This window comes from Mycolicibacterium baixiangningiae (assembly GCF_016313185.1).
In the GTDB taxonomy this organism is placed as follows: Bacteria; Actinomycetota; Actinomycetes; order Mycobacteriales; family Mycobacteriaceae; genus Mycobacterium; species Mycobacterium baixiangningiae.
Map to the genome: position 1 here is coordinate 1,167,579 of NZ_CP066218.1, position 12,457 is coordinate 1,180,035.

Sequence of the window (12,457 nt, forward strand, 5' to 3'; positions counted from 1 at the left end):
CGTACGCTCAGCCGGCCAGAACAGCCATGGCCGCATTGTGCCCGCCGATCCCGGACACCCCGCCGCCGCGTCGAGATCCTGAGCCGCACAGCAGGATTCGCGGGTGCCGGGTCGCCACGCCCCAGCGCGCAGCAGCGGTGTCCAGCGGATCGTCGTCCTCGGCGAACGGCCACTGCAGACCGCCGTGGAAGATGTTGCCGCCGGTCATGTTCAGGCTTCGTTCGAGGTCGCCGGTGGTCTTCGTCTCGATGCACAGCCGGCCCGCGGCATCCTCGAGTACCACATCGTGAATCGGTTCGGCGAGAACGGAATTGAGGGAAGTGAGGACGGCGGAGGTCAGCGTGTTGCGCATTCGCTCGTCATCGCCGTGGGCCAGCAGTGAGTGCGGGGTGTGCAGCCCGAACACGGTCAGCGTGTGCGCACCCGCGGCGCGGAGGTCGTCGGAGAGGATCGACGGGTCGTTCAGCGAGTGACAGTAGATCTCACACGGCAGCGGGTTCGGCACCTCGCCGGCCGCGGCCCGGTCGTGTGCGGCGTCGAGCTGGCGCAGCGTCTCGTTGATGTGGAACGTCCCGCCGAATGCCTGCTCGGCTGTCACGGTGGCGTCGCGCAGGCGGGGCAACCGGCGCAGCATCAGGTTGACCTTCACCTGGGAGCCCGGTGCCGACGGCGGCGCAGGCTCGCCCAGCAGGTCGGCCAGCACCGCCGGGGTGACATTGGCCAGCACGAAGTGGGCGCCCATCCGGTGCTCCCGTCCGCCCTCCCGATAGGTGACCTCGCCGTCCGGCGTGATCGCCGTGACCTCGGCCCCCGTGGTGATCTCGGCGCCGAAGCCGGCCGCGGCGGCCGCGAGCGCACCGCTGACCGCGCCCATCCCGCCGACCGGTACGTCCCAGTCGCCCGTCCCGCTGCCGAGCAGGTGGTACAGAAAGCAGATGTTCTGCACCAGTGACGGATCGTCCGTGCGCGCGAACGTGCCGATCAGCGCGTCGGTGGCCAGCACTCCGCGCACCAGGTCGCTGCGCACCGCCGCGGTGATGGCCTCACCGATCGGCGTCTGGGTGAGCACCGTCCACGCGTCGTCGGCGCCCTCGACGCCGCCGGCCAGCACGTGGCGGCGGGCCTGCTCGCGCGTCATCAGCGGTGCGGTCAGCGTCGGCCACAGCCGTTCGGTGACAGTGCGGCAGCGACGGTAGAAGTCGTCGAACCCGGCCTCGTCCGCGGCGGCGTCGACAGCGCCGAACGTGCTCGTCGGCCCGATGAGCAGGCCCGTGCGACCACCGGTGCCCGGGTCGGGGGTGTAGGAGGAGTAGCGCCGTTTGATCAGGCGAATCCGCGCGCCGAGATCGTCGACGATGCGTTTGGGGAGCAGGCTGACCAGATACGAATAACGCGACAGCCGGGCGTCGACGCCGTCGAACGCGTGCGCCGACACCGCCGCCCCGCCGACGTGGTCGAGCCGTTCGAGCACCTGAACGCGACGGCCGGCGCGCGCAAGGTAGGCCGCGGCGACCAACCCGTTGTGGCCGCCGCCGACGATGACGACATCGACCGTCGCCGACCTGGCAGCGCTCAGTTCAGGTAACCCTCCACCTCGTCGGCAGGGCGCACCTCCGCCTCCCGCGGGTCCTTGCCGCTGTCGCGCAGCGCGCGCCGCTGCCGCAGCAGATCCCAACACTGGTCGAGCTGGACTTCGACGGCGCGGAGCCGTTGGTGCTCTTCGCTCTCGTCGATCTCCCCTTGCTGCAGCGCATCGCGGAGCTGCTGTTCCTCGGCGACGAGCTTGTTCACCTGAGCGAGGATGTCTTGATCTGATGTCACTGGCCCAGTCTGCCCGACTACCGTGGGGATGTGACTGTGAACCCAGGACAGAAGCCCGAGATCGAATTTCCCGACGGTCCGCCACCCGCCGATCTGGTCATCGAGGACGTGATCGTCGGCGAGGGACCCGAAGCCGTTCCCGGCGCCAACGTCGAAGTGCACTACGTGGGCGTCGAATACGACACCGGTGAAGAGTTCGACAGCTCGTGGAACCGGGGCCAGTCGATCGAGTTCCCGCTGCAGGGGCTGATCCAGGGCTGGCAGGACGGCATCCCGGGGATGAAGGTCGGCGGCCGTCGCAAGCTGACGATTCCGCCCGCGCAGGCCTACGGTCCCGCCGACGGTGGTCACCGGCTGTCGGGCAAAACGCTCATCTTCGTGATCGACCTGCTGGCGACCCGCTAGCTGTACTTGCCGAACGTGAGCTTATGAGCGAGAAATCGCCGGAACTTCGCGCACAAGTTCACGTTCGCGCCGGGTCATCGCGGTCCGGGTAGGCGCAGCAGCAGCCGCGCCCCGCCCAGCGGGCTGGACTCCAGCGTCGCGGTACCGCCGTGCAATTCGGCCTGCTGCGCCACCAGCGCCAACCCCAGACCCGAGCCGGAATGCGAGGCGGTAGACCCGCGGGAGAATCGCTCGAACACCCGGGCGCGTTCCTCCTCGGGCACCCCGACGCCGTCGTCGTCGATCGCGATCTCCACACCCGCGCGGGAACTGACCGCGGACAGCTGCACCCGGGTGGCGCCGCCGTGTTTGACGGCGTTGGCGATCGCGTTGTCGACGGCCAGCCGCAGCCCGGCGGGTAGGCCGACGATGATCACCGTCGGCGCGGGCACCAGCGTCACGTCGAGTTCCGGGTACACGCGCATCGCGTCGTGAGCGGCGCGGTCGAGCAGTTCGGTGATGTCGACGGGGACGTGGTCATCGGACGTGGACAGCTCACCCTGGGCGAGGCGCTCCAGCGCCGACAGCGTCGCCTCGATGCGCGACTGCGTGCGGATGACGTCGTTGACCACCTCTTTGCGCTGGTCGTCGGCGAGGTCGAGGGTGGCGAGCACCTCGAGGTTGGTGCGCATCGCGGTCAGCGGCGTGCGCAGTTCGTGCGCCGAGACCGACGCGAAGTCGCGTGCGGAGGTCAGCGCGGCCTTGGTGCGGTCCTGCTCGGACCAGATGCGTTCGAGCATGCCCTTGACGGCCTCGGCGATCTCGACGGCCTCCGACGCGCCACGCACTTCGACATCGGGCGCTTCGTCACCGGCGTCGATCTGGCGGGTCTGCTGGGCGAGGCGTTTGAGCGGGCGTACCGCGAACGCCGCCAGTAGCCACCCCAGCAGGGTGGCAGCCCCGACGGCCAGCGCGCAGATGACGATCACTCGGCGGTGCAGGTTGTTGGTGTCGGCGACGGTCGCGTCATAGGTGGCGCCGACCTCCACCGACATCGGTTCGGGGAAGCGGATGTCGACGGTGCGCACCCGGTAGCGCACCCCGTCGACGTAGGTGTCGGCGTAGCCCGCGGGGGCCTCGGGCAGCACGACATCGGAGTTGGAGGTGACCTCGCCGTCCGGTTTGCGAACCGTTATGACGACATCCTGATTGTTCGGCGACTTCGGGATGGTGTCGAGTCCGCGGGGCAGGAACGGGATCGCGAAGCCGGCGGCCTCGTCGAGCCGGCGGTCGAGGCGTTCCTTGCGGTCGTTGGTGATGCCGACCCACACCACGGCCCCGACGATGATCACGACGATGGCCGCGCCGATCGCTGTCGCGAACGCCACCCTGGTCCGCAGGGACGGGGTGCGGCGGAAGATCCGCGACAGCGCGCTCATCGCTATTGAGTCCGGAGCACGAATCCCACACCGCGCACGGTGTGCAGCAGGCGGGGCGCACCGCCGGCTTCCAGCTTGCGGCGCAGGTATCCGATGAACACGTCGACGACGTTGGTGTCGGCGGCGAAGTCGTAGCCCCACACCAGTTCCAGTAACTGCGCGCGCGAGAGCACTGCGGTCTTGTGTTCGGCCAGCACGGCCAGCAGGTCGAATTCGCGTTTGGTCAGATCGACGTCGACGCCGTTGACCCGGGCCCGCCGGCCCGGGATGTCGACCTCGAGCGGACCGACCTGGATGGTCTCCGACGAGAACGTCGCCGACGAGCCGCGCCGGCGGAGCAGGGCTTTGACCCGCGCCACCAGTTCGGCCAGCACGAAGGGTTTGACGAGGTAGTCGTCGGCGCCTGCCTCCAGGCCGGCCACCCGGTCGTCGACACTGCTGCGTGCGCTCAACACACAGACGGGCACGTCGTTGTCCATCGCACGCAGCGCGGTGACCACGCTGACGCCGTCGAGCACCGGCATGTTGATGTCGAGCACGATCGCGTCGGGGCGCGTCTCGGTCGCACTGCGCAACGCCTCGGCGCCGTCCACCGCGGTGGACACGTCGAATCCGGACAGCCGGAGCCCGCGCTCCAGCGACGCCAGCACGTCAGGGTCGTCGTCGACCACCAGCACCCGGGGCGATCCCACACCACTGTCCATGGCAGCAATCTTGCCTGATGTAGAGGTCAGGCTGGGGGAGGCTGCCGGTGGGCCGCGTGATTGACCCGCCCGGACAGGCCCGGAACATTTGACCTCACCTTTCGTTGAGGTTCTACGGTGAATTCATGAGCATCGAAACGGTCGCCCGGCAGACCCTCTACCGCCAGGCGCACGCCCGCGGCGGGGATCTGCACTCGCTGGCCGACCGTGCGCTGCTCCGTCGCATCTGGCGCTTCGCCGAACGCCATCACCGCAGGCTCGCCGCCTTCGTGGCGGTCAGCGTGGTCAGCGCGGCGCTGGCGGTCGCCACGCCGGTGCTCGCCGGCCGGGTGGTCGACGTGATCACCCGCGGCGGCGCACCGTCGATCGTGGTCGGGCTGGCGCTGGTCATCGCGACCGTCGCGCTCGCCGAGGCGGCCATGTCGCTGCTGACCCGCTGGCTGTCCTCGAACATCGGTGAGGGCCTGATCTTCGACCTGCGGACCGCCGTGTTCGACCACGTGCAGAAGATGCCGGTGGCGTTCTTCATGCGCACCCGCACCGGCGCGCTGGTCAGCCGCCTGGGCAATGACGTGCTCGGCGCGCAGCGCGCGTTCTCCGACACGCTCTCCGGTGTCGTCTCCAACCTCGTCACGCTGACCCTGACGCTGGCGGTGATGCTCGCGATCTCCTGGCAGATCACCGTCGTGGCGCTGGTGCTGGTGCCGGTGTTCGTGCTGCCGGCCCGGCGGATCGGCGCCAAGATGGCGTTCCTGTCACGGGAAAGCGCCATCCACAACGCGACGATGAACACCCAGATGACCGAACGGTTCTCGGCGCCGGGCGCCACGCTGGTCAAGCTGTTCGGCCGGCCCGCCGCCGAATCGCACGAATTCGCCGTCCGCGCCGATCGGGTACGGGACATCGGGGTGCGCTCGGCGATGTTGCAGTCGACGTTCATGAACTCGCTGACGTTGATGTCGGCGCTCGCGCTGGCGCTGGTCTACGGGCTCGGCGGGGTGATCGCGCTCGGTGGACACCTGCAGGCCGGGGCCATCGTGTCGTTGGCGTTGCTTCTCACCCGGCTCTACGCGCCCCTGACCGCGCTGGCCAATGCGAGGGTCGAGATCGCCAGTGCGCTGGTGTCCTTCGAGCGGGTCTTCGAGGTGCTCGACCTGGAGCCGCTGATCCGGGAGGAGCCCGACGCCATCGCGGTCCCCGACGGTCCGGTCCGCGTGGAATTCGATCAGGTGCGGTTCTCATACCCGACGGCCGGCAAGGTCTCGCTGGCCTCCCTGGAAGAGGTCGCGGTCCTCGACGACCGTGACGGCGGTGAGGTCCTGCACGGCATCTCCTTCACCGCCGAGCCGGGACAGCTGGTGGCGCTCGTCGGATCCTCCGGCGCCGGGAAGTCGACGATCGCGGCGCTGCTGGCCCGGCTTTACGACGTCGGCTCCGGCGCGGTGCGGCTGGCCGGAACCGATGTGCGCGATCTGACGTTCGCGTCGCTGCGCGACACCATCGGCATGGTGACCCAGGACGGGCACCTGTTCCACGAGTCGATCCGGTCCAACCTGCTGCTCGCGGCGCCCGAGGCCACCGACGATGAACTCTGGGATGCGCTGCGCCGGGCCCGGCTGGCCGACGTGGTCGCCGAGATGCCCGACGGGCTCGACACGGTTGTCGGTGAGCGCGGCTACCGTCTGTCCGGCGGGCAGCGGCAGCGGCTGACCATCGCCCGCCTGCTGTTGGGGAGGTCACGGGTGGTAGTGCTCGACGAGGCGACGGCGGCGCTGGACTCATCCTCGGAGGCCGCCGTGCAGCAGGCCCTCGGCGAGGCGCTGGCGGGACGGACGTCGCTGGTCATCGCCCACCGGTTGTCGACCGTGCGGACGGCCGACGTCATCCTGGTGGTCGAAGGCGGCCGGATCGTCGAGCGCGGGACACACCACCAGCTGATCGACCGCGGCGGCCGGTACGCCGAGCTGTACGAGACGCAGTTCGGTCCGCAGGAGTCCGAGGCGGTCGCGTGACGTTTTCCGCCTCGACGTTATTGGCTTGCCCCCGATGGGAAGATTGACTAAGTGGCCAATCCCGACTCCCGCGCCCTGATTTCGGCGCCCGCGATCGCTGCTCGGCGGGCGCAGCCGAGAGCCAGCTCCGACCTGTGGCGGCTGCTCCCGTACCTGATGCCCTACCGGGTGCGCTGGATCGCCATGCTCGTCGTCGCGGTCGCGAGCCTCGGCGCGACGATCTCCATCCCCCTGATGACCAAGGCGGTCATCGACGGGCCGGTGCGCCACCAGGATCAGCACGGGCTGTGGGTGCTCGGCGCCGCGGCGATGGGCGTCGGCATCACCGAGGCCGTGCTGTGGTTCATCCGCCGGTGGTTGGTCTCGCGCGCCACCATGGGCGTCGAGGCGGACATCCGCAAGGACCTCTACGCGCGGCTGCAGATCCTGCCGATGAGTTTCCACGGCCGCTGGCAGTCCGGTCAGTTGTTGTCGCGGATGATGAACGATCTGTCCACGATCCGTCGGTTCATGTCGTTCGGCCTGGTGTTCCTCATCCTCAACGGCCTGCAGATCGTCGTCGTCACCGCGATCCTGCTGGCGATGTACTGGCCGCTGGGCGTGGTCGTGCTGGTGTCGATCGTGCCGATCACGTTGACCGTGCTGCACTTCCAGCGGGAGTACACCCGGCTGTCGCGGCTGGCGCAGGATCAGTCCGGCCATGTCGCCACCCACGTCGAGGAGTCGGCGCTGGGCCTGCGGGTGGTGAAGTCCTTCGGCCGCGAGCAGTACGTCTACGACCGGTTCGACGAGCAGCTGACTGACCTCTACGACACCCAGGTCGCCCGGGTGTCGGTGTCGGCGAAGTTCTGGACCCTGTTGGAGGTCATCCCGAACCTGACGCTGATCGTGGTGCTCGGGTTCGGCGCGTACGCCGCCGGCCACGGGTACGTCACCCTGGGCACGCTGGTCGCCTTCATCACGATGATGTTGTCGCTGGTGTGGCCGATCGCGTCGCTGGGTTTCCTGCTGTCGATGATGCAGGAGTCCTACACCGCGGCCAACCGCATCGCCGAGATCTTCGACGCGCCACGGGAGATCACCGATGGCCCCCGCAACGACACCCCGCGGGGCGGGCGCCTGGAACTCGTCGACGTCGGCTTCAGATTCCCCGACAGCGAGGAGTGGGCGCTCCGGCACGTCAGCATGACGGTCGAACCGGGGGAGACGCTGGCACTGGTCGGTGCGACCGGGTCGGGAAAGTCGGTGCTGACGGCGCTGCTGTCCCGGCTCTACGACGTCACCGAGGGTTCGATCCGCATCGACGGCGTGGACATCCGGGAGCTGTCGCTGCCCGCGCTGCGCCAGGCCGTCGCGACCGCGTTCGAGGACCCGACGCTGTTCTCGATGTCGGTCGCGGAGAACCTGCGGCTCGGCCGGCCCGACGCGTCCGAGGCGCAACTCGCCCAAGCCATCGAGGTGGCCGCCGCGCAATTCGTCTACGACCTGCCGTTCGGGCTGGACACCCGCATCGGCGAGCAGGGGATGAGCCTGTCCGGCGGTCAGCGGCAACGTCTTTCGCTGGCCCGCGCGATCCTCGCCGCCCCGAGGATCCTCGTCCTCGACGACACGCTGTCCGCGCTCGACGTGCACACCGAGGCGGTCGTGGAGGAGGCGCTGCGCCGGGTACTGCATGCGGTGACGGGCATCGTCGTCGCGCACCGGGCGTCGACGGTGCTGCTCGCGGACAAGGTCGCGCTGCTCGAGAACGGCACGGTCACCCACGTCGGCACCCACGCGCAGCTGCTCGCCGGCGTGCCGCAGTACCGCTACCTGCTGGCCGCTGACGACGAACTCGACGACGGCGCCGAACGCGTCGGCGCCTGGGAGGACGACGACGCCCGCGAGCGCCTCGACCACACCTACGCCGAGCGGGAGGCGGCCGACGAGGCCTGCGCCGATCCCCGGTTCGTGACCTCGGAGGCCGAACGCCGATGAGCGTCACCGACTGGCGCGGACGCGTCAAAGAGCAAGACGGGGACGACGACCTCCCGATCGACGAGAGCGTGCCGCGTCGCCGCGAGGCCCGGGCGCTGCTGTGGAACCTGCTCAAGCCCTACCGGGTCACGGTGTTCCTGCTCGCGCTCGTTGTGGTGGTGGAGAACGTCGCGCGGCTGTCGGTTCCCCTGCTGGTGCAGCGCGGGATCGACCACGGCATCCCCCCGCTGCTCGAGGGCGGGCCGGCGCGTGAGCTGATGCTGATCGTCGGCGCGTTGTGCGGGGTCGTGGTGGTCCAGGCACTCAGCCGGATGTTCTTCCTGCGCCGATCCGGCCGGATCGGGCAGAAGGTGCTGCTGGAGTTGCGCCGCAGGGTGTTCCGGCATTTTCAGCGCCTCGACATCGCCTTCCACGACCGGTACACCTCAGGCCGGGTGGTCAGCCGATCGACCAACGACGTCGAAGCCATCCAGGACATGCTGGAGACCGGTTTCGACAGCCTGATCACCGCGGTGCTCACGCTGGTCGGCACGTCGATCCTGCTGGTGACGCTCGACGTGAAGCTGGGGCTGATGTGCCTGGCCGCGGTCCCGATCCTGGTGGCGCTGGTGTGGTGGTTCCGCACCGAATCGGCCAAGACGTACCGCAAGGTGCGCGAGAGTGCCGCGCTGGTGATCGTGCAGTTCGTCGAGACGATGACCGGCATCAAGGCCGTGCAGGCGTACCGCCGCGAACCGCGCAACCAGGAGATCTTCGAAGACATCGCCGACGAGTACCGCCAGATCAACGAGCGGACGTTCCGGCTGCTGGCCATTTTCATGCCCGGTGTGAAGCTGGTCGGCAACATCACCACAGGGGTGGTGCTGCTCTACGGCGGCTCGCTGGCGCTGCAGGGTGAGATGACGATCGGCACCCTGACCGCGTTCCTGCTCTACCTGCGGATGTTCTTCGAACCGATGCAGGAGATCTCCCAGTTCTTCAACACTTTTCAGTCGGCGTCCTCGGCGCTGGAGAAGCTGGCCGGGGTGCTCGCCGAGAAGCCGGGCATCCAGGACCCCGACGATCCGGTGGAGCTGACGTCGGTGCGGGGCGAGGTCGCCTTCCACGACGTGACGTTCGGCTACTCGCCGGACCGCCCGGTGCTGCCTGACCTGTCGCTGACGGTCCCGGCCGGCCAGACCGTCGCGCTGGTCGGCACGACCGGTGCCGGCAAGACGACGATCGCCAAGTTGATCGCCCGGTTCTACGATCCGATATCCGGGTCGGTGACGCTCGACGGGACCGATCTGCGCCGGCTGTCGCAGAGCGAACTGCGCAGGCATGTCGTGATGGTGACGCAGGAGAACTTCATGTTCGAGGGCACGGTCGCCGACAACATCCGGTTCGGCAAACCCGACGCCACCGACGACGAGGTGCGTGCGGCCGCGGAGGCCGTTGGCGCCGACCGGTTCATCGACTCGCTACCGGAGGGGTATGACACCGACGTCGCCAAGCGCGGCGGCCGACTGTCGGCGGGGCAGCGCCAGCTCGTCGCGTTCGCGCGGGCGTTCCTGGCGGATCCCGCGGTGCTGATCCTCGACGAGGCGACGTCGTCGCTGGACATCCCGAGCGAGCGAATGGTGCAGCGGGCGTTGGAGACGGTGCTGTCCGACCGCACCGCGCTGGTGATCGCGCACCGCCTGTCGACGGTAGCGATCGCCGACCGGGTGCTGGTGCTCGAGGGCGGTCGCATCGTCGAGGACGGCGCTCCCGCGGAGCTGACCGGGCGCGACGGCGGCAGGTATGCGGCACTGAACCGGGCGTGGGAGCAGTCGCTGGCCTAGCGCGTGACGCGTCGCGGCGCGTTGCGGCGCCGCGACATTGCACTCACGCAGGCCGCTCCTCGCACTTTCGCTGCGTGTGTTCAGTTTCGCCAGCTTGTCGGTGCGCGGTGCCAGGATCCCGTCATGGGGAGGATCTTCATCGGCACGGAGGCGTTGGCGAGCGGCGCCGTCACACGGCATGAGCTGGCGCGCTGGCACCTACGCATCTATCCGGACGTGTATTGCCCTAGGCAGTTGGAGCTGTCGCTGAAGGACAGGATCTACGCGGCCTGGCTGTGGTCGCGGCGGCGCGCGGTGATCGGTGGACTGTCGGCCGCCGCGATGCAGGGTGCGCCGTGGATCGACGACGACATTCCGATCGAATTGATCTGGAACAACGGACGCGCACCCGACGGCCTGCTCGTCCGCAACGACACGCTGGCCGCCGATGAGGTCGACCGCTTCGGTCGGCTACCCGTGACGAATTGCGCGCGAACGGCTTTCGATCTCGGTCGACGGCTGCCACGCGACGACGCTGTCGCCCGGATCGATGCGCTGATGTGGGCGCAGCGCTTCGCCCGCGACGACGTCGTCTCGTTGGCAACGCGATATCCGCGGGCGCGCGGACTGAAAGCCCTCCGCGTCGCCGTGCCGCTCATCGACGCCGGCGCGGCTTCGCCGAAGGAGACCTGGCTGCGGCTGCTTCTGATCGACAACGGGTACCACTCGCTGACCACGCAGATCCCGGTCTTCGACCGCGAAGGCTTGATCGGCGTCGCGGATATGGGTTGGCCCGAGCTGAGGATTGCGGTCGAGTACGACGGCGACTACCACCGGACGAATCGCAGGCGCTACGTGATGGATCAGCGCAAGTTGCGCCGGCTCGGGGCGCTCGGCTGGATCGTCGTCCGGGTGATCGCCGAGGACGACGAGGCGGACATTCTTGCGCGGGTCGAACAGGCGCGCAGTGTTCGCGAGATCGAACTGGCGCAGGGGCCCTCTCGCACTTTCGCTGCGTAGGTTCAGTCTCACGTTGTAACGCGACCCCGAGGACGACGAGGCGGACATTCTTGCGCGGGTCGAACAGGCGCGCAGTGTTCGCGAGATTGAACTGGCGCAGGGGCCCTCTCGCACTTTCGCTGCGTAGCTTCAATCTCGCGCGGTGCAGTGGTGGTGGAACTTGTTGCCGCCGGCCCGTTTCGCCTCGTACATCGCGGCGTCGGCGGCGCAGACGAGGTGTTCGAGCGTGGACTGGTGAACGCCGCGCGTCGACGTCAGCGCCGTACATGCCGTGCCCACGCTCGCCGTGACGGGTTCGGGTAGCGCGGCGATCTCTTCGCAGATCCGCTTCGCCAGCGGTGTGGGATCGGCGGTTTCCCACACGGTGGCGACGACGAACTCTTCGCCACCGCTTCGACCGATCGCCGCCGAGGCGCCGACCACCGCCCGCGACAGGGCGCGTCCCACCGCCATGAGCGTCTCATCGCCGACCTGATGCCCGTATGTGTCGTTGATTCGTTTGAAGTCGTCGAGATCCACCACCACGACGACCAGGTGCCAGTCGGCGTGTGCCGGCCCGGCGACGCGCAACTTCGCGCTCTGTGCGTAGAAGGCCCGCCTGTTGAGCAGTCCGGTGAGCGGATCGCGATCGGCCTGCGCCAGATCGACGCCGAGCGCCCGCACCAGAACGTGGATCGCCACCGGCATGGCGATGTTGATCTGCAGCACGATGAACAGGTCGACGACGGCCATTGCCGTATGGCCCGACAGCGCAAGTCGGGTCGCGGCGGCCACACCGACAGCGGTGGTTAGGGCGAAGTTGAACAGCACCAGGGCCGTCGAGTGGAAGAACGCGATGTAGGCGGCGATGGTGGCGAAGGAGATGCAACCGATGAGCGCCCCAGCCGGGTGCGGGTAGGCCAGGCACGACAACGCTATGGAGGCGCTGGACACCAGAGCGAAGGCGACCGATTGGGCGTGTGTCGGCCAGCGCCACGTCCATAGCGCCACGCCGGCGATCCCCCCGCCGACCGCGAGCCATGTCATGGCGGTCGGCACGACCGCCTCCGGCCCGTCGAAATACAGTAAGACCAGAAGACAGATCGACAACGACGCCGCGATACCGGCCATCATGAACCTGACCGCCCCGGTCATCCCGCGAGCGGCCAGGTAGTCGGTCATCCACTCATAGTGGTGGGGATGTGACCACCACTTGTTCGACAACGCTGCCATCTTCGCCGCCCCCGGATCGCAGCTGATCGTGATCTTCCCGTTTTTGCTTGCCCCCGCAAGCGTCCTCAGGGTACAACCCCCGACGG

10 protein-coding genes are annotated in these 12,457 nt (G+C 68.7%); 5 read left to right on the forward strand and 5 right to left on the reverse strand.

Annotated elements, in window-relative coordinates; genetic code table 11:
- Positions 1-7: 7 nt before the first annotated feature.
- Positions 8-1,576 carry a phytoene desaturase family protein gene (locus I7X18_RS05485; protein WP_193044967.1) on the reverse strand — a complete coding sequence of 523 codons (1,569 nt, stop codon included), beginning with the start codon at positions 1,574-1,576 and terminating at the stop codon, positions 8-10.
- Positions 1,573-1,821, reverse strand: coding sequence for a DUF2630 family protein (locus I7X18_RS05490; RefSeq protein WP_193044187.1), 249 nt, complete (start codon positions 1,819-1,821; stop codon positions 1,573-1,575). The genes I7X18_RS05485 and I7X18_RS05490 overlap by 4 nt, the downstream gene beginning before the upstream one ends.
- Positions 1,822-1,857: 36 nt before the next feature.
- On the opposite strand from I7X18_RS05490, the gene I7X18_RS05495 reads away from it, so the two are divergent.
- Positions 1,858-2,226, forward strand: coding sequence for an FKBP-type peptidyl-prolyl cis-trans isomerase (locus I7X18_RS05495; protein ID WP_193044966.1), 369 nt, complete (start codon positions 1,858-1,860; stop codon positions 2,224-2,226).
- Positions 2,227-2,300: 74 nt separating this feature from the next.
- On the opposite strand, the gene I7X18_RS05500 is transcribed toward I7X18_RS05495, so the two are convergent.
- Together I7X18_RS05500 and prrA are read right to left on the reverse strand one after the other, a co-directional pair.
- Positions 2,301-3,644 (reverse strand): sensor histidine kinase, encoded by a 1,344-nt coding sequence (locus tag I7X18_RS05500; protein WP_193044186.1) that lies wholly within the window; start codon positions 3,642-3,644, stop codon positions 2,301-2,303.
- Between the two features lie 2 nt (positions 3,645-3,646).
- Complete coding sequence (gene prrA, locus I7X18_RS05505) at positions 3,647-4,357, reverse strand: two-component system response regulator PrrA (protein ID WP_197374447.1); 711 nt, start codon at positions 4,355-4,357, stop codon at positions 3,647-3,649.
- A 116-nt stretch (positions 4,358-4,473) separates the two neighbouring features.
- Here prrA and I7X18_RS05510 point away from each other — a divergent pair, with 116 nt between their 5' ends.
- The 4 genes from I7X18_RS05510 to I7X18_RS05525 all read left to right on the forward strand — a co-directional run bounded on the left by I7X18_RS05510 (position 4,474) and on the right by I7X18_RS05525 (position 11,159).
- Positions 4,474-6,360, forward strand: a complete 1,887-nt coding sequence (locus I7X18_RS05510; protein WP_193044185.1) for an ABC transporter ATP-binding protein — start codon at positions 4,474-4,476, stop codon at positions 6,358-6,360.
- Positions 6,361-6,411: 51 nt separating this feature from the next.
- The gene (locus I7X18_RS05515; RefSeq protein ID WP_193044184.1) at positions 6,412-8,337 is read left to right on the forward strand and encodes an ABC transporter ATP-binding protein; all 1,926 of its coding nucleotides are present in this window, start codon (positions 6,412-6,414) and stop codon (positions 8,335-8,337) included.
- Entirely contained in the window at positions 8,334-10,160 is a 1,827-nt protein-coding gene (locus I7X18_RS05520) for an ABC transporter ATP-binding protein (RefSeq protein ID WP_193044183.1), read from the forward strand. Before I7X18_RS05515 ends, I7X18_RS05520 begins: the two co-directional genes overlap by 4 nt.
- A gap of 123 nt (positions 10,161-10,283) precedes the next feature.
- Positions 10,284-11,159: a PDDEXK family nuclease gene (locus I7X18_RS05525; protein WP_193044182.1), complete on the forward strand. Its 876-nt coding sequence runs from the start codon at positions 10,284-10,286 to the stop codon at positions 11,157-11,159.
- 129 nt (positions 11,160-11,288) lie between these two features.
- On the opposite strand, the gene I7X18_RS05530 is transcribed toward I7X18_RS05525, so the two are convergent.
- Positions 11,289-12,320 carry a GGDEF domain-containing protein gene (locus I7X18_RS05530; protein WP_226862906.1) on the reverse strand — a complete coding sequence of 344 codons (1,032 nt, stop codon included), beginning with the start codon at positions 12,318-12,320 and terminating at the stop codon, positions 11,289-11,291.
- Positions 12,321-12,457: the final 137 nt, after the last annotated feature.

Excerpts from the sequence above, each read along its gene's own strand:
- I7X18_RS05500 (WP_193044186.1), bottom strand. The coding sequence starts at position 3,644 with ATGAGCGCGCTGTCGCGGATCTTCCGCCGCACCCCGTCCCTGCGGACC.
- I7X18_RS05510 (WP_193044185.1), top strand. The coding sequence starts at position 4,474 with ATGAGCATCGAAACGGTCGCCCGGCAGACCCTCTACCGCCAGGCGCAC.
- I7X18_RS05520 (WP_193044183.1), top strand. The coding sequence starts at position 8,334 with ATGAGCGTCACCGACTGGCGCGGACGCGTCAAAGAGCAAGACGGGGAC.
- I7X18_RS05525 (WP_193044182.1), top strand. The coding sequence starts at position 10,284 with ATGGGGAGGATCTTCATCGGCACGGAGGCGTTGGCGAGCGGCGCCGTC.
- I7X18_RS05530 (WP_226862906.1), bottom strand. The coding sequence starts at position 12,320 with ATGACCGACTACCTGGCCGCTCGCGGGATGACCGGGGCGGTCAGGTTC.